This window comes from Enterococcus sp. DIV0546 (assembly GCF_051712785.1).
Lineage (GTDB): Bacteria > Bacillota > Bacilli > Lactobacillales > Enterococcaceae > Enterococcus > Enterococcus faecalis.
The window spans coordinates 238,207-260,008 of the sequence record NZ_JBIOPO010000001.1 but is presented as its reverse complement, the minus strand read 5'-3'; the positions used below and the strand labels follow the sequence as shown (position 1 = coordinate 260,008).

The following is a 21,802-nucleotide window of genomic DNA, read 5'->3' as shown; positions in this document are numbered from 1 at the left end:
AAAAAGTGCCAACAAACAGTTCAGCTATGGCCTAAGAACTGTTCATTAACACTTTAGTCGCAAGCATCCGGCGATGTTTACGAAAGTTTATGTATTAAAATATCTCAGGTCATTATATTCTTATTTTTTTAAAAAATCAACTAAAAAACAATAGTTCGAATTCGAGACATTTCTTTTGCATTTTTAGGACTAATCATTTAAACTTACTTTTAGTAAGTTAATTAGTTAAAAAATTATTTTTCTTTTAGGAGGATTTTTATTATGAATACACAAATTTTAGGTTTACACCACGTCACTGCCATGACTTCAAGTGCTGAAAAAATTTATCACTTTTTCACCGATATTTTAGGTCTACGTTTAATTAAAAAGACTGTTAACCAAGACGATATTGAAACATATCATTTATTTTTTGCTGATGATGCCGGCTCTCCCGGAACAGATATGACTTTCTTTGACTTCCCAGGCTTACCTAAAGGAACCAAAGGAACCAATACAATTTCTCGTACTTCCTTTCGTGTAAAAGATGATGCTGCTTTGGATTACTGGGTATCACGCTTTAATGAATATGCAATTGATCATGGAGAAATTCAAGAACGTTTTGGTAAAAAGTATTTAGAATTTGAAGACTTTGACAATCAACGTTACCAACTTATTTCTGATGAAAAGAACCAAGGTGTTGCAGCCGGCACGCCTTGGAAAAAATCTAACGTCCCTAGTGAACATGCTTTAATCGGCTTAGGACCAGCCTTTGTAACTGTCGAAAATTACGAACATCTGCAACTAGTTTTAACTGAAGTTTTAGGGTTCAAATTGATTGATGCTGAAGGTAGTTTCCATTTATTTGAAGTTGGCGAAGGTGGGAATGGTGCCAGCATCATCGTAGAGCATCGGGAAGATTTGCCAGCGGCTCAAGAAGGCTACGGCAATGTCCATCACTTAGCCTTGCGCGTTGCCGATGAGGAAGCACTTCGTTTCTGGATTGAAAAAATTAATCGTTTGGAATTTCCTAATTCTGGCTTTGTGGAACGTTTTTACTTTAAATCTGAATATTTCTTGGCAGCAACACATGTTTTATTTGAACTGGCAACCGATGGTCCTGGATTTTTAGAGGATGAAACCTATGAACACGCTGGCGAAAAATTATCATTACCGCCATTTTTAGAACCAAAACGGGCAGGGATTGAAGAATTTGTGCGTCCTTTCGATACTTCAGATGCGAATGTTCAAAGAAATTAGTATTTTTTCTAGGAGGCTCCTATGATTCATTACAATAGTAACGAGTTATCTGCAAAAACAGCGTATAAATTTTTATCAGGAAGTATTATTCCTCGGCCAATCGCTTGGGTTACAACACAAGATACAGCTACAGGTGTCGTCAACGCTGCTCCCTTTAGTTTCTTTAATGCGGCGGCAGCTGAAATTCCTTTAGCAACGTTGTCCATTTTACGACCAGACAAAGCGCCTAAAGATACGGCACGAAATATCTTGGCTACTAAAGAACTTGTCATCCATTTCGTTAACGAAGACGTTCTTACTCAAATGAATCAGACTTCGGCACCTTTAGCAGCAGAGATCAGTGAAATTGACACATTTGGTATTGAAACCATTGCCAGCCAGACTGTTGCTGTTCCAGCAATCAAAGCCGCGCCGATTCGGATGGAAGCTCGCTTACATCAATATGTACCTATTGCTAACCATGAAGGTCAAATTATTACGGATTTATTCATTGTAGAAATTACCGATTTCTATTTTGATTCAGCCGTTTTCGATGAAGAACATCAGTACATTTTACCTGAAAAACTCCAACCGATTGCTCGTTTAGCAGGCAATGATTATACAACATTGGGCGAAATCCGTGAAGTTCGCCGCCCAACGTAAAAAGAAGGCCCCGCCATGACGGCGAGGGCCTTCTTTTTCTGTTTTATGCTAATGCTCCCATTGGATCCCAAGGTGCCAAAACAGTTGGCGCTTGTTCCCAAGCTTTTTTCTGTTCATCAGTTAATAAATCTTTGTGCACAACGATTTGATAAGTGTATTCGTCCATCCACGCATCGCTCATAACGAAGAAGCCATTTTCACCGACTTTTTCGCCCCAGCTATTTTCCACTTTCCATTTTGTTGTTTGACCATCAACGATATCAACACCTGTTAAAACCATGGCGTGTGTCATTAAGCTTTCACCAAAGTCTAAACGTTCTGCTTTAGTCATCGTAAAATCAATATCAAAAAGATCGTTCATATCGTAAACGTCTAATGCCATAATTCCTGTGTCACGTGTTGAAGATTGTCCGACATCACAACCAAACCAAACAGATTCGCCTTGTTCCAATTGTGCAGCAGCTAATTTTTTGAAAGCAGCCATTTCTACATTTAAATATTTAACTTCTTTGCCGCCGACAACATTCCCTAACATTTCAACAGTGTATGTTTTGTTGAAGGGTTTATCTTCTGTAGGAGCATTAATAATACTTACATAATCATGTAAATTAACGCCAACGTATTTTTCAAAGAATGTTTGCGGTGTTAGATTTTGATCCAAATGATAATTTTTTTCTTCGTCACGGTATTCAAAATCAAAGGTTTCTGGCGGTGTTCCTAAAGAGATTGCTAAGAAATTATAAATTTCTTGTAACATTGCTTCTTTGTTTTTTTGGACTTCTTCAGCAGAAGCGCCTTTTTCAATTAAACTACGTAAAATTGTTGCATCTTTGCGTAATTTTTTATTTAAATAGTTGTTTAAATCACGTGAATTGGAACTGTTGCTGCTTTCAGGCATTGCCGTTTTAGGCACTACGCCATATTTATCAAAAATTGAAACGATCATATCCCATTGCCCACCATCTTGTTGTGGTGTCGCTAATAAAAAGGCCACTTTACGACTAGTCAACGGTTGATCGGCTGTTGCAATAATATTTTCATAGAAATAATTTGATTTTTCATATTTATCCCAGAAAAATGTATAGTTTTGTGATAATTCAAAATCTTTTAATTGAAACGCATTTAACATTCTATGTCTAAATGTATTTAATGCCGCAAACATCCAGCAGCGACCGCTTTGTTTTTGATTGGCCACTTTTCCAGTAGCTAAGTCGACTGAAAAGACGGGTACGTTATTCACGGCTCCTTGTACAGATTCACCTGAAGCGCTGATACCATTTTTTACTACACTACGTTGTAAGGCATTTTGTTTATTATTGTTCAAGAAATCTTGATGGAATTTCTCTGTTAATTTTGGTTCAATTGCTGTCATATTTTCATCGTCCTTTCATTTTACGTTCTTCTTCATTATATGCTTCTCTTTAAACAGAAACAACCATTTACTCTAAATTCCTTGCTTTCCAACTCTTTTTGTATTAGTATATATAATACAGATAGCACAAATAAGACAGGAGTGATTCGATGCTTTTAGAAATAGATGAACAAAGCGAACAGCCCATCTATCAGCAACTCATTGATCAAATCATTGTAGGCATTGCCAAAGGTGAACTGGTTCCCAATGAAAGTTTGCCTTCTATCCGACAATTGGCGGACGAAATCGGGGTCAATATGATGACTGTTTCAAAAGCTTATAATAAGTTAAAGCAATCAGGTTATATTGTGACTGATCGTCGTAACGGCACCAAAATTGCCGCAAAGTTACCTGCTACCGCTGTTTGGCAACAGCAATTGCATGAGCGTTTAGAACTTCTGTTGGCTGAAAGTTTTTTACATCAGCAATCCGAAGCAGAAATCCAAGCACTTATTCAGAAAATTTATCAAAATTTTGATTCGAAAGGGCGTGCATTATAATGGCGGTATTCTTTTATTTCATCCTAGTTTCTGTCGCTTTTTTTATGGCATTTACTATGGGGATTTATGCAAATCCTCACAAAAATATTATTTTGGAAAACACTTTACCAGAAGATAAACTACAAGATCCCAGCGTTCAAGCAATCCGGAAACGTTATAAAAAACGCTTGGTTCAACTAGCAGCCGTTTTTAGTGTTCTTAGTTTGCCTTTGTTATTTATTCCTTATGATTCGATTTTATTGTTCCTTTTTCTGTTACTTTTATTTAGTTTTATTGGCAGTGGCTACTATCTGCAAATCGTTTATATTCGCAAAATGGCCGCTTTAAAAATGCAAAACGGCTGGTTGCTACCTAAGCGTCCTCTCTTAATCGATACGCAATTAGTTTTAAATAAAAACCAGAAACTTATTTCATTTTGGTGGTTTTTACCTGCAATTATTCTTACTTTTGCTGGGGGCTTTTATTCCTTGCAAACGGCGATTGGTTCCTGGATTCTTTTCTTAATTACTGTTTTGATGTTAAGTTTGTTCATTGGCGGCTATTATTTTATTGCGCGCTTACCTGTCAAACCGCTAACTAGTGACTCAAAAATTAATCAGCAAATCAATGATTTATTTCGTCATCATTGGTCTGTTTTAATGGTTTTATCAGCCTTAGTTTTTGCACCGCTAACCATTTTACCAACTTTCACAATTGTAATTGATTATACGGTTGCGATGGCTCTTACTTTTTGTTATTTTATTCTTTTGTTTGTTTATGTAGGCTTTCTCTTCTACTACCTATTTTCAATGCGCAAAAAACAAGATCAATTCGTTTTACAGGCTGGCGATTATCGCTATGGGGATGATGATCAATATTGGCGGTATGGGATTTATATCAATCCAAAGGACCCCAAAATCATGGTTCCTGATCGCATTGGTATGAATTTATCTATTAACCTAGGACGGCCTGCTGGGAAAATTATTCTAGCCGCTACTGGCATTTTAACGATTGCGGTGCTGTTCTTTGCCACAGTGCCGATGTTTATAAATGATTTTTCTAGTCATGCCTTTCAAGCAACTATTGAAAATAAACAAATTGAGTTATCTGCCCCATTAGCAAAAACAAGGTCAATTCCTTTTAACCAAATCACTGCTGTTTCTTTGATTGATGACTTACCTCAAGAACGCATCCGCACAATGGGTGCTGCGACAGATAGTTACTTAACAGGAGAATTTAAAGTCGCTGGAAAACCTGCTTATTTACTAATTTATACAAAAAGTCATCCGATTCTGAAAATAGAAACGCGGGAAAAAGTTTATTATTATACTGCGCGTGAGGGTCAAGAAACGACTAAGATTTATCAGGAAATCAAAGCAAAGCTTCCATAACAAAAAACCAGGGCCTACTCATGATGGTAGGCCCTGTTTTTTTGTTATTCGCTGACAACCTTAAATTTTGTATCTGCCAACGTGGTATTCAGTTCATCCTGGCTTACTTCACGATCTGCTGTCACAACGGCTGTTTGATCTGCCAAGTGAACCGCAACATTCGTTACGCCGTCAATTCCACTAAATTTTTCAGTGACCGCTTGAACACAGCCATCACATTTCATCCCATCAATTTTTACTGTTTTTTCCATTTCACTTCATCCTTTTCAATTTTATTTTTGACTTCCACTAGTTTTTTTCACCGTCGAAGGTTTAAATCCTTTCAATCGTAAGGCGTTTAGTAAGACAGAGACTGAACTAAAACTCATAGCTGCTGCTGCAATCATCGGACTTAACAAAGGTCCACCAAATAAGTGTAACACACCCATAGCCACTGGAATACCTAATGTATTATAGGCAAATGCCCAGAAAAGATTTTCTTTGATGTTTTTGATGGTCGCTTTACTTAATTCAACTGCTGTAGGCACATCCATTAAATCACTACGCATTAGCACAATATCGGCCGATTCCATTGCAACATCTGTGCCTGAACCAATAGCAATCCCCACATCTGCTTGGGCAAGTGCTGGTGCATCATTAATCCCGTCACCCACCATCGCAACTTTTTTGCCTTCTGCTTGTAGTTTTTTCACTTCTAACGCTTTATCTTCTGGTAAAACTTCACTTAAGACACGATCGATACCTACTTGTTTCGCAATCGCCTCTGCAGTACGCTTGTTGTCTCCCGTAATCATCACGGCTTCGATCCCCATTTTATGCAAACGTGCAATGGCTGTTTGACTGCTATCCTTCACAGTATCTGCTACCGCAATGATACCCGCAAACGAACCATCTTTTGCCACAAACATTGGGGTTTTCCCTTCTTCTGCCAAACGATCCGCTTGTTGAACAAACGTTGATAGCTCGATGGCCTCTTCTTTCATTAATTTTATATTGCCCAAAAGTAGGACTCGTTCGTTGACTGTCACACGGATGCCGTGACCTGGAATCGCTGAAAAATCGCTTCCTTCTGCTAATGGCAATTGACGTTCTTTAGCCGCCCCCACAATTGCTTCACCTAGAGGATGTTCTGATCCTTGTTCTGCAGAAGCTGCTAATGTTAGTAACTCAGCTTCTGAAAGTGCTGAATCAGCAACTAAAATATCTGTAACCACCGGTTTGCCTTCTGTAATAGTTCCTGTTTTATCAAACACGATTGTTTGAATTTTGTGAGTGGTTTCTAAAGCATCCCCACTTTTAATTAAAACGCCATTTTCAGCGCCCTTACCTGTTCCCACCATAATCGCAGTCGGCGTTGCCAAGCCGAGCGCACAAGGACAAGCAATCACTAACACAGAAATGGTAATTGTCAAAGCGAAAATCCATGACTCTTGTCCTAAAAAGAACCAAGCCAAGCCAGAAAGAATAGCCAAACCAATAACGATTGGGACAAAAACACCCGAAATTTTATCAGCTAATTGTGCAATCGGCGCTTTTGAGCCTTGCGCATCTTCCACTAATTGAATGATTTGGGCAAGGGCCGTCTCTTTTCCCACTTTTGTCGCCTTGAATTGAAAGCTGCCATTTTTATTGATGCTAGCACCAATTACTGCATCACCGACTTTCTTTTCAACAGGCAAACTTTCGCCCGTTAACATGGCTTCATCCACAGAACTACTGCCTGAAACAATCACTCCATCAACAGGGATTTTATCTCCTGGGCGAACAATCACAATGTCATCCAACTGAACAGCATCAACTGGCACTTCAATTTCTGCGCCACCACGTAAAATATGAGCAGTTTTCGGCGCCAAACCCATTAATTTTTTTATCGCATCTGAGGTTTTCCCTTTTGAAACAGCTTCGAAATATTTTCCTAATGTAATTAAAGTTAAAATAACACCCGCTGATTCATAATAAAGAGCCATTGTAAAACTTGTGTCTCCTAAAAATATCATGACTGTGCCATATAAACTATACACAAAAGCAGCACTGGTTCCTAAAGCTACCAAAGAAAACATATTCGGATGCCCTTTAAATAATGCTTTAAAACCAACTGTGAAAAATTCTCTGCCGACATATAGAACGGGTAACGTCAAAATCAATTGAACCATTGCAAAGGTCGTCGCATGTGTCATTGGATTCAAAAAAGCCGGCAATGGTAAGCCTACCATATGTCCCATCGCAATATAAAGAAGGGGCACTGTAAACACCGCTGAGATCCAAAAACGTTGCCACATCTCAGCAATATGTTTTTGTTTCTTTTCACGATCTTGGTCCGCTGTTGCACCGGCAGCGACTTCTTCTGTCGCCTGATAACCTGCATCCGTAACTGCTTTGATAATTTCAGCACTCGTTACTTGATGGTCGTCATAACTAACCACCAGTTTTTCCGTGGCTAAATTAACAATCGCTTGTTGAACACCAGATAATTGGTTCACAGCTTTTTCAATCGTTTGGGCACAGGAAGCACAACTCATTCCTTCAATCGCAAACGTTCGTTGCTGGGCTGGGCTAATCGCCTTGTAACCAGCATCTGACACAGCTTCCTTAATTTCTTCTTCTGTGACTTCCGTCTGATCATACGTGACACTTAATTTTTCCGTAGCTAAATTGACACTTGCCTTTGCCATCCCAGGTAACTTCGCCGTAGCCTTTTCAATCGTTTGGGCACAGGAAGCACAGCTCATCCCTTCAATATCAAACGTTTTACTTTCCATTTTTTTCACTCCTTTTTTAAATTAAATGACATTGGCATTGACCAGGAATACAGTTGCAAGGGACGGATTCAACCGCCGTCTTGCGCTTCTCTTTCAAGAGTTCCTCTAATCGATCCAAATCGTCATAACTCAACTGACTCTCTGTTAAAATTGTTTCTACCACGGAACCAACTTTACGGCTGCACACCTTGGCTAAAAGTTCGTCTGCCACCGTTTCAACGCTCCGACGTTCTTCTACTAGCGGATAATAAATATATTTATTGCCTGCTTTCTCCGTTCCAACTAACCCTTTATCTGTTAAACGACTTAGTAACGTCTTGACGGTCGTTGATTTCCATTCTTTCTTCTCATTTAAAAGTGTATGCACTTCACGACTCGTGGTCTTGCCTTGAGTCCAAATAACCCGCATGACTTCCCACTCTGCATCAGTAATTGTCGCTAATTTATCTTTTGCCATACTCGTTAAATTCCTCCTTCATCAATAAAAAAAGAGTTCAAGGTTATCGACTACAAACGTAGTCGTTTATCTTGAACTCATCATATAGCTATTTTATTTTTTTGTCAACAACTTCTGCTCATCTTTTTTATTGCAACGCAGATTCTTGTTTTTTAACAAAGTATTTCAATAAGAACGGTGCAACTAAGGTCGTTAAGATAATTACCACAATCATGCTCGTATAATACGCTTCTGAAAGTAATTTAGATTGGTAGCCAATTTGCGCAATGATTAATGCCATTTCCCCACGCGAAACCATCCCAGCACCGACCATTAAAGAACTTGTATTGGAGAAACCAACCATTTTCGCTCCCCAGGCACCGCCCAGTAATTTCGTTAAAATCGCCATAATCGTCATTACCAAAATAAAAGGTAAATCTTTTCCTAACGTGTTAAATGTCACTGATAAGCCAATGCTGGCAAAGAAGACGGGAATAAACACGGCATAGCCAATAGCTTCAATATTGAAATCAATTTCTGTTTTTGCATCCGTTTGTCCCACAGCAATCCCTGCAAAAAAGGCACCCACGACAGAACTTAAACCAACTAAATCAGCCAAATAAGCCATGCCCAAACAGATAATCAATGACATGATAATAACAGACGACCCAATGTTCATTTTTTGACTTAAACGTAGTAAATAGGGAGCAATAAAGCGGACCAAAAAGAAAATCCCAATAAAGAATAAGCCTTGTTCAATTAACTTAACAATAAAGCTGACTTCTGTATTGCCGCCTGTACTTGCACCAATCATGCCGACAGCAACACTTAAAATAATCACGACCACGATATCGTCAACGACAGAAGCCCCAAGAATCGTTGCACCTTCTTTACTACTTAAAACATTCAACTCTCTTAATACTTCTACTGAAATGCTGACCGACGTTGCTGCTAAAACTAACCCAAGGAAAAAAGCTTCTTTCCAAGAAAAAGCAAACAGCTGACCAATCAACATAGTAAAACCAACCGGTAAAACGACGCCCAAAATAGCGACCATGACACTAGGTTTCGCATATTTTTTCAATAATTCCAATTCACATTCCATTCCAGCAATAAACATCAGCATAATGACACCAATTTCTGAAAAGTCATGCACAAACACATCTTGATGCACAATATTTAACATCGCTGGACCTAACACAATCCCTACTAGCAATTGCCCAATTACTGCAGGAATTCCTACTCTTTTACAAGCAACACCTGCTAAAGTCGTTGTAATTAAAATCAAACATAAAATACCTAAAAATTCCATTCTATTTCCCTCTTTCTCTATTAACCAATCATCACTGATTCTTTTGGATATTGAACTTTCGACTGACTTTCCAAGCCTTTCTTAATTAATGACAATAACACCGTGTACACACCCACACGACCGACGAACATTAGAAAAATAATCACCAGTTTACCAAAAACAGTTAAATCTGGTGTTAACCCCATTGTTAAACCGACCGTTCCAAATGCAGAAATCACTTCAAAAACGATATACTCAATCCCGTTTTTTAAAGGTAATGTTTCTGTAAACGAGAGAATAACTGAAGCAGTTACACATAAAAAAGTTGCCAAGAAGAACAAAGTAAATGCTTGGAGCACTACTCGCTCAGGAATTGTGCGTTCATGGAATTCCACTCGCTGTTTCCCTTTAAAAATTGCACGAAATTGTAAAAATAACACACCAAACGTAGTGGTTTTCAAGCCGCCAGCGGTTGATCCTGAAGTGCCACCAATAAACATCCACAAAATCGTGACAATCAGGCCTGGATTACTCATTTTCAAATAATCAACCGAATAAAAGCCAGCCGTTCTTGGTGTAACCGACAAGAACCAACTGTTGACAAGACGCTGCCAAAAAGACATGTCAGCTGGAAAATGGCGATATTCTGAAATGTAAAAAATAACGGTCCCTAATATTAAAAAAGTGGCAGTCACCGTTAAAGCAAGGCGTGTATGAATACTAACACGGTGCTTAATTTTATTTTTATAGCCTTTAATCATTGCAAAAATATCGCGCCACACAATAAATCCTAAGCCGCCAGCTATAATTAAAAAGCTAATGACTAGTAAAAGATAAGGCGAATTTTGATAAGGAACCATACTATCCCCTAGCAAATCAAAGCCAGCATTACAAAATGCCGAAACGGCATGGAAGAGACTAAAAAACATCCCTTTTTTCCACCCAAATGTTGGCACAAATTGAAAGGACAACAAGAAGGCTCCAAGTAATTGAATAATGGCCGCAAACTTCATAATATATTTCATTAAACGAAAAACTCCGGAAACTTCACTAACATTTAACGCTTCTTGATACAACATCCGTACACTTAGTGACGCTTTTTTCCGCAGCAAACTAAAGAAAATCGTGGCAACGGTTAAAAAGCCTAAGCCGCCTAATTCAATCAAAATCATAATAATAACTTGCCCGATAGAACTCCAATGTTCCGCCGTATTCAAAGGCGAAAGCCCTGTAACACAGACGGCGGAAGTTGCCACGAAAAAAGCATCAATCCATTGCGTTTTTTGTCCAGCTTGTGCAGAAAAAGGCATCATTAATAAGATTGTGCCTACAACAATTAATAGAAAAAAGCCTAAGACAATTGTTTGAACAGGTGAAATATACAACCTTCTTTTGATCTGATGTTTCATTTTTTTCTCCTCTACCATTTCTTTGTCAATCAAAAACAACACAAACGGCTAGACAACTGTTGCTTTGTTCCTCTCGCCCTATGAGAAACTCAAAACCTTGAAAGCAACTTGCCCAACCGAATAATTATTTTTTAATTTTTGTTTTCACGTTGATAAATCGAATAAACCAACTCATTTTTTTGATAAACCTGTTTTAAACGAACTGGGATTGATTGAGCCATTGTCTCGTATAGAGCAATGCCCTCACCCAGAAACAGTGGTATTGTCGTCAAAATGAAGGTATCAATTAAATCAGCTGCCAAAAGCGGTTGAACCACTTTTGGGCCTCCAACAATCCAAATTCCCGCGCCGTCTTCTTCTTTGAGACGACGAATTAATGTGACTGGATCTTCCTTGGTAAAAGTTCTTGAAGCAGTTGATGGTTCTGGATGAGAGGTAATGATATAAGAATGCTTGTCTTCATAAAAATACACATCTGGGGACAATTCTTGTGTAACTTGATCATAAGTAGTCCGCCCCATTACCACAGTGTCTATTTTTTCATACATTTCATCGTAACTACGATCTTCTTCATCGCCACGAATATTCTCTTCTAACCAAGCAACACCGCCCGCTTTGTCCGCAATGAAACCATCAATACTCGCTGCAATAAATAAAATTACTTCCCGTGCCACATCAACGCCTCCTTTTCTCTTCTTATCTATTTTAGCTTGTTTTCTCAAAAAACTCTAGGGGTGCGCATTGTTATTTTTAAAAGAAAAAAGAGAAAAACTAGGATAATTGGGCTACTTTTTGTAAAATAGGAAATAAGAAACTTTTTATTGAGTTATTTTACATTTTTTTCAAGAAAAATAAGAATTGGTTTATTTGATTTACACAAAAAAATAACATATTCAGTTTTTATATAAAGGAGGATTACTTTGTTTGATTTAGAGAAGGTTCAGACCTTGAATGAATTAGAAATGCTCGTTTACCATTATGTATTGGAACACCTGCACCAAATCCCTCAACAGACCATTCGCCAACTGGCTACTTCCTGTCATGTCTCCACCTCAACGATTCTACGATTTTGTAACAAAATGGGCTATGCTGGTTTTTCCGAATTAAAATATGCAGTGAAAGAAGAAGCCAAACAAACACAAACGTTTGAAAATTTTTATGATGCCACAGTTCACGTCGATGCTTTTTTGAAAAAATTAAACCAAGAAACCTATTACGAAATGCTTCGTCCAGCAATTCAAATGATTGTTCAAGCACGTCACGTTGCCTTTACTGGCATTGGTACTAGCGGAATTTTAGGTAGTTATGGCAGTCGTTATTTTGCCAACTTAAATATCAATTCTTACAGTATTGCTGATCCCTTTACGCCTATCCCCAAGCGCGGATTTGAAAATACATTAGCCTTGATTCTGTCTGTATCTGGGGAAACCAATGAAATTATTAAACAAATGACCGATTTTAAAACAGCTGGTGCCAAAGTGCTAAGCATTACCAACAATCAACATTCAACTATTGCCCGCTTGGCTGACTACAACATCTCCTATTATATGCCCGACGAACGTTCTCCATTTGCAGATAAATCAGTCAATACAACCACTCAAATCCCTGTCATTGCTTTAATTGAACTCCTAGCTCATCAAGCAAGTCAACTTTTAAAGGAACTAGATGAAACACCTTCCTAGTTGTTTTTCACAAAAGCTCATGCTGTCTAAAACAGCATGAGCTTTTTTGTTTTTTTTCTTGGTACATGTTTCTCATTCAAGCAAAAGTCTATTTTTTCTTCAAATAACCTTATATAGTAAATATGTAAACGGATACATTTGCATTTATATTATTCTTCAAAGGAGAGATTTTTATGAACGAATGGATTAACGAGAAATTATTACCTCCAGTACTAAAATTCGTCAATACCAAAGCAATTACTGCCTTACGGAACGGGATGCTTTACACGATGCCTTTTACCATTGTTGGTTCCGTGTTTCTTCTATTAGCGAATTTCCCAGTTACAGCTATTTCTGAATGGGTTAACGCAAGTGGCCTGGCTGTTTATTTCAATCAAGCATATGGGGCATCTTTTGCGATTATGTCGTTATTTGCGGTCATCGGTATTGCCTACTCATATGTAAAAAGCGAGGGATTTGAAGGCCTCCCAGCGGGCATGATTGCCATGGTGGTTTTCATTTTGTTTATGTCATCTGAAGTCAAAGATGCGGTTTCTGGCGCAGTAGTTGGCAATGTCATCAACAAAGATTGGACAGCTGGCAAAGGGATGATTACAGCTATTATTGTTGGTTTGTTAGTCGGCGTTGTATATAGTTGGTTTTTACGTCATGATATTCGTATCAAATTACCAGAAGCTGTACCAGAAAATGTGGCCAATTCCTTTACTGCGTTAATTCCTGCCAGCGTCATTGTAACTGGTGCAATGCTAATTTTCATTCTTCTAGATAAAGTCTTCAATACGACATTCTTTGACTTTATTTACGAAGTGCTACAATCACCACTTCAAGGAGTCACAGATTCACTAGGTGGCGCATTACTATTAGGTTTTGTCATTCCCCTCTTTTGGTTTTTCGGTGTTCACGGGTCAACAATCGTTGGCGGTATCATGGGCCCTATTTTACAAGCAAACTCTTTAGAAAATACCGAAATTTTGAAATCAGGAAAAGACTTAACACTGGCTAATGGTGGCCATATTGTTACACAACAATTTTTAGATCAATTTTTAACGGTCACTGGTGCGGGCATGACAATCGGGTTAGTCGTGTTCATGGTTTTCTTTGCCAAATCAGCTCAGTTTAAGCAATTAGGTCGGCTTTCAATTGGGCCAGCTGTTTTCAATATTAACGAGCCAATTGTCTTTGCTACACCTATCGTGATGAACCCAATCATGGCTGTGCCATTCATTATCACACCGATTGTTTCTTCTGTTGTGACATATTTTGCCTTGTACACAGGACTGGTTCCTCTCTTTACTGCGGTACAAGTTCCCTGGACTACTCCTCCAATCATTTCTGGACTTTTAGTTGGTGGTTGGCAAGCCGCGTTGCTTCAAGTAGTGGTACTGACGATGAGTTTCTTTATCTATTTACCGTTTGCTAAAAAAATGGATGCACTTAATTACGCAGAAGAAACCAATCAACCAATTACTGAAGAAACCCTTGAAAAAGTCGAAGCACAAAACGTATAAAAATTTGAACAAAGGACTGAAACGATATGTCAATTTTGAAAAATGATTTTCTTTGGGGCGGCGCTGTTGCTGCTCATCAATTAGAAGGAGGCTGGGACCAAGGCGGTAAAGGGGTGAGCGTGGCGGATGTAATGACTGCCGGTGCACATGGCGTCCCTCGTAAAATTACCGCAGGCGTTTTACCAGATGAACACTATCCTAACCATGAAGCGATTGATTTTTACCATCGCTATCAAGAAGATATTCAACTATTCAAAGAACTTGGTTTAAATTGTTTCCGAACCTCTATTGCTTGGACACGAATTTTTCCTAACGGAGATGAAGAAACGCCCAATGAAGAAGGCCTTCGTTTTTATGATGCACTTTTTGACGAGTGTTTGAAAAATGGCATTGAGCCAGTCGTGACACTGTCTCACTTTGAAATGCCTTATCATTTAGTCACAAAATATGGCGGCTTTCGCAATCGCCAGGTCATTGATTTTTTTGTCAAATTTGCTGAAGTCTGTTTCACTCGTTACCAGAAAAAAGTCAAATATTGGATGACCTTTAACGAAATTAACAACCAAGCCAATTATGAAGAAGATTTTGCACCTTTTACTAACTCTGGTATTGCTTACCAGGAAGGAGAAGACCGCGAAGCAATTATGTATCAGGCTGCTCATTATGAACTAGTCGCTAGCGCACGTGCAGTGAAAATTGGCCACGCTATCAATCCCGACTTCCAAATTGGCTGTATGATTGCGATGGTGCCTATTTATCCTTATTCTTGTAATCCTGAGGATATGATGATGAGTGTTAGCGCAATGCAAAAACGTTATTGGTTTACCGATGTTCATGTCCGCGGTCATTATCCAAGTGCAATTCAATGCTATTTGAAACGAAAAAACATTTCATTAGATGTCACAGAAGAAGATTTAACTGATTTGGCTAATGGCTGTGTTGATTATATTGGCTTTAGCTATTACATGTCGTTTGCTGTGAAAGGTGCAGAAAAGGCCCCTACTTTTGACTACAATGAAGCAAAAGACTTGGTGCGAAATCCTTATGTAGCAACATCTGATTGGGGCTGGCAAATCGATCCTATGGGCTTGCGCTATGCAATGAATTGGTTCAATGATCGGTATGAATTACCACTTTTTATTGTCGAAAATGGCTTTGGTGCTATTGATGAGTTAGAACCAGACGGAACGATTAACGACACTTACCGAATCGCTTATTTACGTGAACATATTGAGATGATGAAAGAAGCCGTTGCGTATGACGGCATTGATTTGATGGGCTACACACCTTGGGGATTCATCGATTTAGTGAGTGCTAGTACAGGCGAAATGAAGAAACGGTATGGCTTCATTTATGTAGATAAGGACAACGATGGTCACGGAACGTTGGAACGGCGAAAGAAAAAATCGTTTGCTTGGTATCAACAAGTGATTGCTACGAATGGTGAAGAATTATAAACAAAAGGCCTTCGTCTAAAGACGAGGGCCTTTTGTTTATGCTTGTAATCCCTTTTCTAAATCAGCCAACAAATCTTCGACTGCTTCAATTCCTACAGATAAACGAATGAGTCCATCTTTAATTCCCACAGCTTCACGATTTTCTTTGGGAATAGATGCGTGAGTCATAATGGCAGGTACTTCAATTAAACTTTCTACGCCACCTAAACTTTCCGCTAAAGTAAAAATTTCCAACGCTTCTACGAAAGGAACGACTTGCTCATCCTTGGCTAATTCAAAAGAAATCATACCACTAAACCCCGACATCTGTTTTTGTGCAATTTCGTGACCAGGATGACTCGCTAGTCCTGGATAATACACCGTTGCTACCGCTGGATGCGCTTCTAAAAATTCTGCGATTTTTTGAGCATTTTGGGCATGCGCTGCCATCCGGACGCCTAATGTTTTTAAACTACGTTGGACCAGCCAACTATCATGTGGTCCTAAAACAGCACCAATCGCATTTTGTAAAAAGGCAATCTTTTCTGCGCTTTCTGGATGATTCGTTACGACTAAACCAGAGACTACATCACTATGGCCCCCTAAATATTTTGTCCCGCTGTGAACCACAATATCAGCACCTAACGCTAACGGCCGTTGAAAATAAGGCGTCGCAAATGTATTATCGACAATAGTTAACAACTGATGTTTTTTAGCAAGCTTAGCTGCCGCTTCAATATCTGTAATTTTTAACAGTGGATTACTTGGTGTTTCCAAAAACAAGGCTTTTGTATTTGGCTGAATTGCGGCTTCAATTGTTGATAAGTCGCTGGCGTTTACAATCGTGTAGCTTAACCCATTTGCTACAAATACTTTATCCAATAAACGGAAACTGCCCCCATAGACATCGTCACCTAATAAAATATGATCTTCGGGTCCAAACATAGAAATGATTGCATGAATACCAGCTAAGCCTGAACTAAACGCAAAGCCATGGTTCCCACCTTCTAACTCAGCAATTAAGGTTTCTAACGCGTGACGTGTGGGATTACCTGAACGAGAATATTCATATTCTTTTGGCTGGCCCACGCCATTTTGTTCAAAGGTTGACGTTTGATAAATAGGAACACTCACTGCACCTGTTGTTGTGTCTTTGCTAATGCCGCCATGAATTAATTTGGTATTGAATTTCATAAAAGGTTTCCTCCTAAGAATAAATATTTTTTGATAAATAACGGTCACTACCGTCAGGAAAAATAGTTACAATTGTGCTGCCTGCTGGTAAGCGGCGCGCCTCTCTTAATGCCGCCGCAAATGCTGCGCCGCTGGAGCTTCCCACCAACAAAGCGCTTTTCTTGGCTAATTGTTTGACCCAGAAAAAACCATCCTCGTCTGAAATGGTATAAAAGCCGTCCACAGGAATCTGTTTAAGAAAAGGCGGCACGAACTCCACACCAATGCCTTCGATTTCATGTCCGTGTGCAGGTCCGCCATTTAAAATCGAACCTTCTGGCTCCACGCCCCATAATTGCGTCTTACTATTTTGTTCTTTGAGATATCTGCCAACACCTGCAAACGTTCCACCACTGCCTAAACCTGCGACAAAGCTAGTAATCTTCCCGCCTAGGTCTTGAACAATTTCAGGTCCTAATCCTTCGTAGTAAGCAGCAGGATTATCCGGATTTTCAAATTGTAACGGCACGTAACTATTAGGAATTTCCTTGGCTAAGTCTTGGGCACTAGTTATCGCTCCGACAATCCCTTGCTCTGTTGGCGAAGGGACAATTTTAGCACCTAACGCTTGCATCAGCTGTTGTTTTTCCTGACTAAATTTTTCTGGCACAACAAAGATTGTCTTGAGGCCCAGTTGACTGGCAGCTAATGCAAGTCCAATCCCTGTATTCCCAGCTGTCGGTTCAATAATTGTTGTGGCTTGATTTATCTTTCCCGTTTTCATTGCCTCTTTGAGAAGATGCACACCAAGCCGATCTTTGACACTGCCACCTGGATTCAAATATTCTAGTTTCGCATAAATTTTAGTGCCTTCTGGCATAGGATATTGTTCACTTGTAAATTCAAATAATGGTGTTGCTCCGATTGTGTCTAAAATTGACTGAACAATCATAGCGAATTCCTCCTTCTAATACATGTACATAAAACAAAAAGGTGCTGATCGCATCAGCACCTTTTTTGTTTATTTCTGGTTGTCTAGATTCAGAGAGGAATCGTGTTAGGCAATTTTTCAGAAATAACGGAGGTTTTCCCCATCACAAAAGAGTATGCTGCACTATTTTGCACCATACAACAACAGCTTTCCGTTTCTAAAAAAGGGCTAGCTTGTTTTTTCGTCATGGTTGATTTCCTCCTTCGTCATGTGTTGACCAAACTATACCATTTCCCATTTTCTAGTGTCAACGATTCTAACGATTGCTATTTCCTATCACACCAATGGTTTTCTTATAGGTAAAAGAATTAATAGACCAAAAAAAACAGAAGGCTAGCCTTCTGTTTTTCTGCTACTTATTTAGCACGTTTTAAATACGTACCTTCCGCAGTATTGATTTCTAATAATTCGTCTGCTTCAACAAAATCTGGAACGTTAACAACTAATCCTGTTTCCATTGTAGCGGGTTTACCAGAACCAGTTACTGTTGCGCCTTTGATTGAAGGTTGTGTTTCAGCAACACGTAAGATTACCGTTGTTGGTAAAGTTAAACCAATGACTTCTTCACCATAAAATTGAATTTTTACTTCCATATTTTCTAATAAATATTTTAATTCTTCTTCAATTAAAGCAGTTGGTACTTCATATTGTTCATATGTTTCTAAATCCATGAAAATAGCCATATCATCTTGGCTGTATAAATATTGAACCGGTTTTGTATCGATGTGCGCTTTTTTCACTTTTTCATCTGGGCGCATTGTTGTATCTGTTGTAGAACCCGTACGAACATCTTTTAATTTCATACGCATAACTGTGTTACCTTTACCTGGTTTGTGGTGGCTAGCTTCCATTACTTTAATTAATTTGCCGTCTTGCTCAAAAGTCATACCGGCTTTTAAATCGCTTGCTGCAATCATTGTAATTTCTCCTTTTCTCTGGTTAATTCTTCATTATTGTAGCAAATAACCTAGGATTAATCTAGGAAATCACGTATCTTTTTTAGAAGTTTATCACTCCCCAGACATGAATTGGGAAATAAAACGAGTTTAACTTGCCTTTTTTCTTGAATTGCGTTAGAATTACCAAGCTTTCATCAATTATTTTCACTTTTTACATAGAAAAAATCAATCATTAAAGGGGGTGATGATATGATACGTCAAACGCTATCTTTATCAAAAACACATGAGGTTGTCTGTCACTAAACATACGTTGGTGAGACAAATTGCCTTTCAGCGTATGTACTCGGTCTATTTGAAAGGAATTTAAAATCATGAACCCAACTATTCAACCTTACCAATTTAACATAATTAAAGAACAAGTCGCTGTGTTACTAAATACCTATACGTCTGTTAACGATGCTACGACTGTCAAAACTGTCCAGGCCTTATGTGCCGAAAAAATCAATGGGTTATTTCCAGAAGAACACCCTGCTGTTACGATTTTGTTGGACAAAGTGATGGATCGTCGTTTAACACGCGCGCGTGCTGAAAAATATTTAGACGAATTAAAAGAAACCGTGTTGCCCTTTAAAGAACCTTCAACACCACAAGTCACGAAAGTCTTTCGCAAAGTGAAAAAGTTAAAGATTCCTGAGTGGGAAAACATGGATTTACGGAACAATACCTATGTCGGTTGGAACGACGCTGGGACTCAGAAAAAATTTATCTTAGCTTATCGAGAAAATAAATTAATCGGCGTCCACGGCACCCTTTCACCCACCATTGTTAAAGGTGTTTGCTCCATCTGTCAAACAATCACGAATGTGTCTATGTTCCTAGCTACCACCAAATCAGGCGGCGACGGAACCTACACGAAAAAAGGCAATTACATTTGCCATGATAGCGACACCTGTAACCAACAATTAACACAACCTGAATATTTGGAAGCCTTTATGGAAAATGTTAAGGCTGTGAAATAACAAAAAACCGTCAAGAAAATTTCTTGACGGTTTTTTTGTTACATCTCTTTCAATTTCCCACGAAATTCTTCAATACTTTCATAACCTTTTGCTGCCATGATTTCTTGTAATTCTTTGGCTAGACGTTCAAAAACTTGTGGACCTTCTTGATGCAATTGTGTGCCGACTTGTACTAATGTCGCACCACATAAAAGATGCTCAAAAACATCTTTTCCACATGTAATACCGCCCGTTCCAATAATTTTGATTTCTGGTTTCAAACGTTGCGCAAACGCACGAACATTGGCTAACGCTGTCGGTTTGACATATTCGCCGCCCAGTCCACCGAAGCCTCCTTTTGGTTTAATGACCACTTCTTCCTTGTCACTGTCAATATATAAACCATTACCGATGCTATTAATACTATTCACGTATACTAAAGGGAATTTATTTAAAATTTCAGCCATTGCGTCAAAATGTGCAATATCAAAAAATGGGGGTAATTTTACACCTAATGGTTTAGTAAAAAATTGGAAAACTTCTGTTAAAAGCTTTTCTGTTAATTCAAAATCATAAGCAATTTGCGGTTTACCAGGCAAATTGGGACAAGACAAATTAAATTCTGTCACTCCTGTGTATTCACTTTCTTGCACTTTTTTTAAAATAGCGATATTTTCCTCATAATTCATACCAGATACAGATAAAAAGCGTAACTCCTCAGGAAATTCCTTTTGACGTGCAATCTGATAATCTAAATAATAATCAATCCCTAAATTAGGCAAGCCCATTGAGTTAATACTTCCTAATGGTGTATCAAAATACCGTGGTTCCTCATTGCCCTGACGAGGATTAGGTGTTGCCGTCTTAGCGACAAAAGCACCTGCTTGAGAAGCCGCTAACTCATCCATTTCCTTAATTGTCATACAATGGATGCCTGATGCGTTCATTAACACATTCGCCAATTTATGTCCCGAAAACTCTACTGAAATATCCAAAAGAAAAACCCTCCTGTAAATTGTTTTACTCATAAGCTTACCACCTTCACGTAAGCTTTTTATGATTATAGCATGTTTTTTTGCGTTAGTGTTATTTATATTTGCGACGAGCATTTTTTTGTATTTGGTGTTTTTTTGTATTTCTTTTAAACTCTGTTTCATTTGTTCTAGCCACTTCTTTATAAAGTTCTATTAATGTGTTTACAGGTTTAAATTTCAACAGATATTTTTTTCCTAAAATATATATTATTCCTAAGATACATAAACGTATTAACCCTTTACTAAACCAGATTCTGTAAAATTCTAGCGAGTCTTCTGGAAAAAAATATAAACTAATTTTATTAATCCAGCCACAAGATTCTAAAATATCTGAAATAACAAATGAACTATAAAGCATTACCGACCATATGACTATTAAAAATTTTGTCCTTCTCCATTTTTTTTGTAAAAAATTTGGTATTTTTATTTCAGTAAGTTCTTCTTGAGCAAAGTAATCTATTCCTTCTTTAGAGTAAAATAACAAAACAAAAGCAGTAAATAATGGTATTACAGTCCACCAATCTCTATCAAAAAAACCTAAACTATACACAACAGCACTTATTTTTAGAATATTTTTCAATTTAATCTTAGGGTCACTTTTTAGTTCATATACTATAAATATTAGAATTATTGATAAAATATAAACTAAGCTGAAATATAGCGTAATTTTGCCGCGTATATTTAAATAATAAGTAACATCTACCAATGCAAAAAATCCCGAAATAATTAAAATCCATATTGCCAAGTCCCCTTTATTCCCTGAAACACTCTTTCTATTTTTCATATACAAAAAAATATAAGTAAACGACAAAATACCGAAAACTATACGATTTAGTCCTTTAGGAATACTCTCAAAAAAATAGTTAAGCGTTCCCCAAAAGACAAATAACAAACCATAGATAACTGTTTGTTTAAAAAATTGAGGTTGTAAGTTTTTCAACATAATTTACCTCCAGCACCTTTTTTTATTAATTTTATCATACCAGAACAAAAAAAGAGCAAGCCTTCTGTAGTGACCCCAAAAAGT

At 38.1% G+C, this 21,802-nt stretch carries 21 protein-coding genes; 8 read left to right on the top strand and 13 right to left on the bottom strand.

Annotated features, from left to right (window positions below):
• Positions 1-261: 261 nt before the first annotated feature.
• Together IGJ24_RS01350 and IGJ24_RS01345 are read left to right on the top strand one after the other, a co-directional pair.
• Positions 262-1,236: a ring-cleaving dioxygenase gene (locus IGJ24_RS01350; protein WP_002355221.1), complete on the top strand. Its 975-nt coding sequence runs from the start codon at positions 262-264 to the stop codon at positions 1,234-1,236.
• A gap of 21 nt (positions 1,237-1,257) precedes the next feature.
• Positions 1,258-1,878: a flavin reductase family protein gene (locus IGJ24_RS01345; RefSeq protein ID WP_002361147.1), complete on the top strand. Its 621-nt coding sequence runs from the start codon at positions 1,258-1,260 to the stop codon at positions 1,876-1,878.
• A gap of 43 nt (positions 1,879-1,921) precedes the next feature.
• Here IGJ24_RS01345 and IGJ24_RS01340 read toward each other — a convergent pair whose 3' ends face one another.
• Positions 1,922-3,250, bottom strand: a complete 1,329-nt coding sequence (locus tag IGJ24_RS01340; RefSeq protein WP_002358357.1) for an aminopeptidase C — start codon at positions 3,248-3,250, stop codon at positions 1,922-1,924.
• Between the two features lie 149 nt (positions 3,251-3,399).
• On the opposite strand from IGJ24_RS01340, the gene IGJ24_RS01335 reads away from it, so the two are divergent.
• Together IGJ24_RS01335 and IGJ24_RS01330 are read left to right on the top strand one after the other, a co-directional pair.
• Entirely contained in the window at positions 3,400-3,789 is a 390-nt protein-coding gene (locus IGJ24_RS01335; RefSeq protein ID WP_002358356.1) for a GntR family transcriptional regulator, read from the top strand.
• Entirely contained in the window at positions 3,789-5,159 is a 1,371-nt protein-coding gene (locus IGJ24_RS01330; RefSeq protein WP_002355216.1) for a DUF5808 domain-containing protein, read from the top strand. Before IGJ24_RS01335 ends, IGJ24_RS01330 begins: the two co-directional genes overlap by 1 nt.
• Before the next feature lie 44 nt (positions 5,160-5,203).
• On the opposite strand, the gene IGJ24_RS01325 is transcribed toward IGJ24_RS01330, so the two are convergent.
• From IGJ24_RS01325 to IGJ24_RS01300, 6 genes are all read right to left on the bottom strand, one after another.
• Positions 5,204-5,410: a heavy-metal-associated domain-containing protein gene (locus IGJ24_RS01325; RefSeq protein ID WP_002355215.1), complete on the bottom strand. Its 207-nt coding sequence runs from the start codon at positions 5,408-5,410 to the stop codon at positions 5,204-5,206.
• A gap of 21 nt (positions 5,411-5,431) precedes the next feature.
• The gene (locus IGJ24_RS01320) at positions 5,432-7,918 is read right to left on the bottom strand and encodes a heavy metal translocating P-type ATPase (RefSeq protein ID WP_289865479.1); all 2,487 of its coding nucleotides are present in this window, start codon (positions 7,916-7,918) and stop codon (positions 5,432-5,434) included.
• 16 nt (positions 7,919-7,934) lie between these two features.
• Positions 7,935-8,375 carry a CopY/TcrY family copper transport repressor gene (locus IGJ24_RS01315; RefSeq protein ID WP_002358353.1) on the bottom strand — a complete coding sequence of 147 codons (441 nt, stop codon included), beginning with the start codon at positions 8,373-8,375 and terminating at the stop codon, positions 7,935-7,937.
• Between the two features lie 127 nt (positions 8,376-8,502).
• Positions 8,503-9,666, bottom strand: coding sequence for a cation:proton antiporter (locus IGJ24_RS01310; protein WP_289865478.1), 1,164 nt, complete (start codon positions 9,664-9,666; stop codon positions 8,503-8,505).
• Between the two features lie 20 nt (positions 9,667-9,686).
• Positions 9,687-11,054, bottom strand: coding sequence for a TrkH family potassium uptake protein (locus IGJ24_RS01305; protein WP_428831518.1), 1,368 nt, complete (start codon positions 11,052-11,054; stop codon positions 9,687-9,689).
• A 131-nt stretch (positions 11,055-11,185) separates the two neighbouring features.
• Complete coding sequence (locus tag IGJ24_RS01300) at positions 11,186-11,776, bottom strand: dihydrofolate reductase family protein (protein ID WP_002386047.1); 591 nt, start codon at positions 11,774-11,776, stop codon at positions 11,186-11,188.
• A 198-nt stretch (positions 11,777-11,974) separates the two neighbouring features.
• On the opposite strand from IGJ24_RS01300, the gene genR reads away from it, so the two are divergent.
• The 3 genes from genR to genA all read left to right on the top strand — a co-directional run bounded on the left by genR (position 11,975) and on the right by genA (position 15,701).
• Complete coding sequence (genR, locus tag IGJ24_RS01295) at positions 11,975-12,736, top strand: transcriptional regulator GenR (protein WP_174090871.1); 762 nt, start codon at positions 11,975-11,977, stop codon at positions 12,734-12,736.
• 173 nt (positions 12,737-12,909) lie between these two features.
• A complete protein-coding gene (gene genB, locus IGJ24_RS01290; RefSeq protein ID WP_002355207.1) occupies positions 12,910-14,244 on the top strand; it encodes a PTS sugar transporter subunit IIC in 1,335 nt (444 codons plus the stop codon).
• A gap of 26 nt (positions 14,245-14,270) precedes the next feature.
• Positions 14,271-15,701, top strand: a complete 1,431-nt coding sequence (genA, locus tag IGJ24_RS01285) for a 6-phospho-beta-glucosidase GenA (protein ID WP_002355206.1) — start codon at positions 14,271-14,273, stop codon at positions 15,699-15,701.
• Between the two features lie 36 nt (positions 15,702-15,737).
• Here genA and IGJ24_RS01280 read toward each other — a convergent pair whose 3' ends face one another.
• From IGJ24_RS01280 to efp, 4 genes are all read right to left on the bottom strand, one after another.
• The gene (locus IGJ24_RS01280; RefSeq protein ID WP_174090873.1) at positions 15,738-16,874 is read right to left on the bottom strand and encodes a cystathionine gamma-synthase; all 1,137 of its coding nucleotides are present in this window, start codon (positions 16,872-16,874) and stop codon (positions 15,738-15,740) included.
• 13 nt (positions 16,875-16,887) lie between these two features.
• The gene (locus IGJ24_RS01275) at positions 16,888-17,805 is read right to left on the bottom strand and encodes a PLP-dependent cysteine synthase family protein (protein WP_002361143.1); all 918 of its coding nucleotides are present in this window, start codon (positions 17,803-17,805) and stop codon (positions 16,888-16,890) included.
• Between the two features lie 89 nt (positions 17,806-17,894).
• The gene (locus tag IGJ24_RS01270; RefSeq protein WP_002355203.1) at positions 17,895-18,032 is read right to left on the bottom strand and encodes a hypothetical protein; all 138 of its coding nucleotides are present in this window, start codon (positions 18,030-18,032) and stop codon (positions 17,895-17,897) included.
• Positions 18,033-18,200: 168 nt separating this feature from the next.
• Complete coding sequence (gene efp, locus IGJ24_RS01265; RefSeq protein ID WP_002355202.1) at positions 18,201-18,761, bottom strand: elongation factor P; 561 nt, start codon at positions 18,759-18,761, stop codon at positions 18,201-18,203.
• A 353-nt stretch (positions 18,762-19,114) separates the two neighbouring features.
• Here efp and IGJ24_RS01260 point away from each other — a divergent pair, with 353 nt between their 5' ends.
• Positions 19,115-19,762 carry a FusB/FusC family EF-G-binding protein gene (locus IGJ24_RS01260; RefSeq protein WP_002355200.1) on the top strand — a complete coding sequence of 216 codons (648 nt, stop codon included), beginning with the start codon at positions 19,115-19,117 and terminating at the stop codon, positions 19,760-19,762.
• Positions 19,763-19,800: 38 nt separating this feature from the next.
• Here the strand turns inward: IGJ24_RS01260 and IGJ24_RS01255 are convergent, their stop codons facing one another.
• Both IGJ24_RS01255 and IGJ24_RS01250 read right to left on the bottom strand, forming a co-directional pair.
• The gene (locus tag IGJ24_RS01255) at positions 19,801-20,769 is read right to left on the bottom strand and encodes a dihydroorotate oxidase (RefSeq protein ID WP_002386045.1); all 969 of its coding nucleotides are present in this window, start codon (positions 20,767-20,769) and stop codon (positions 19,801-19,803) included.
• A 58-nt stretch (positions 20,770-20,827) separates the two neighbouring features.
• A complete protein-coding gene (locus tag IGJ24_RS01250; RefSeq protein ID WP_002361140.1) occupies positions 20,828-21,718 on the bottom strand; it encodes a hypothetical protein in 891 nt (296 codons plus the stop codon).
• Between the last annotated feature and the right edge of the window lie 84 nt (positions 21,719-21,802).

Coding starts and splice junctions, on each gene's coding strand:
- IGJ24_RS01305 (WP_428831518.1), bottom strand. CDS start 11,054: ATGAAACATCAGATCAAAAGAAGGTTGTATATTTCACCTGTTCAAACA.
- efp (WP_002355202.1), bottom strand. CDS start 18,761: ATGATTGCAGCAAGCGATTTAAAAGCCGGTATGACTTTTGAGCAAGAC.
- IGJ24_RS01330 (WP_002355216.1), top strand. CDS start 3,789: ATGGCGGTATTCTTTTATTTCATCCTAGTTTCTGTCGCTTTTTTTATG.
- IGJ24_RS01350 (WP_002355221.1), top strand. CDS start 262: ATGAATACACAAATTTTAGGTTTACACCACGTCACTGCCATGACTTCA.
- genB (WP_002355207.1), top strand. CDS start 12,910: ATGAACGAATGGATTAACGAGAAATTATTACCTCCAGTACTAAAATTC.
- IGJ24_RS01255 (WP_002386045.1), bottom strand. CDS start 20,769: ATGAGTAAAACAATTTACAGGAGGGTTTTTCTTTTGGATATTTCAGTA.
- IGJ24_RS01335 (WP_002358356.1), top strand. CDS start 3,400: ATGCTTTTAGAAATAGATGAACAAAGCGAACAGCCCATCTATCAGCAA.
- IGJ24_RS01325 (WP_002355215.1), bottom strand. CDS start 5,410: ATGGAAAAAACAGTAAAAATTGATGGGATGAAATGTGATGGCTGTGTT.
- IGJ24_RS01275 (WP_002361143.1), bottom strand. CDS start 17,805: ATGATTGTTCAGTCAATTTTAGACACAATCGGAGCAACACCATTATTT.
- IGJ24_RS01320 (WP_289865479.1), bottom strand. CDS start 7,918: ATGGAAAGTAAAACGTTTGATATTGAAGGGATGAGCTGTGCTTCCTGT.
- genA (WP_002355206.1), top strand. CDS start 14,271: ATGTCAATTTTGAAAAATGATTTTCTTTGGGGCGGCGCTGTTGCTGCT.
- IGJ24_RS01315 (WP_002358353.1), bottom strand. CDS start 8,375: ATGGCAAAAGATAAATTAGCGACAATTACTGATGCAGAGTGGGAAGTC.
- IGJ24_RS01260 (WP_002355200.1), top strand. CDS start 19,115: ATGAACCCAACTATTCAACCTTACCAATTTAACATAATTAAAGAACAA.
- IGJ24_RS01280 (WP_174090873.1), bottom strand. CDS start 16,874: ATGAAATTCAATACCAAATTAATTCATGGCGGCATTAGCAAAGACACA.
- IGJ24_RS01270 (WP_002355203.1), bottom strand. CDS start 18,032: ATGACGAAAAAACAAGCTAGCCCTTTTTTAGAAACGGAAAGCTGTTGT.
- IGJ24_RS01250 (WP_002361140.1), bottom strand. CDS start 21,718: ATGTTGAAAAACTTACAACCTCAATTTTTTAAACAAACAGTTATCTAT.
- IGJ24_RS01345 (WP_002361147.1), top strand. CDS start 1,258: ATGATTCATTACAATAGTAACGAGTTATCTGCAAAAACAGCGTATAAA.
- IGJ24_RS01340 (WP_002358357.1), bottom strand. CDS start 3,250: ATGACAGCAATTGAACCAAAATTAACAGAGAAATTCCATCAAGATTTC.
- IGJ24_RS01310 (WP_289865478.1), bottom strand. CDS start 9,666: ATGGAATTTTTAGGTATTTTATGTTTGATTTTAATTACAACGACTTTA.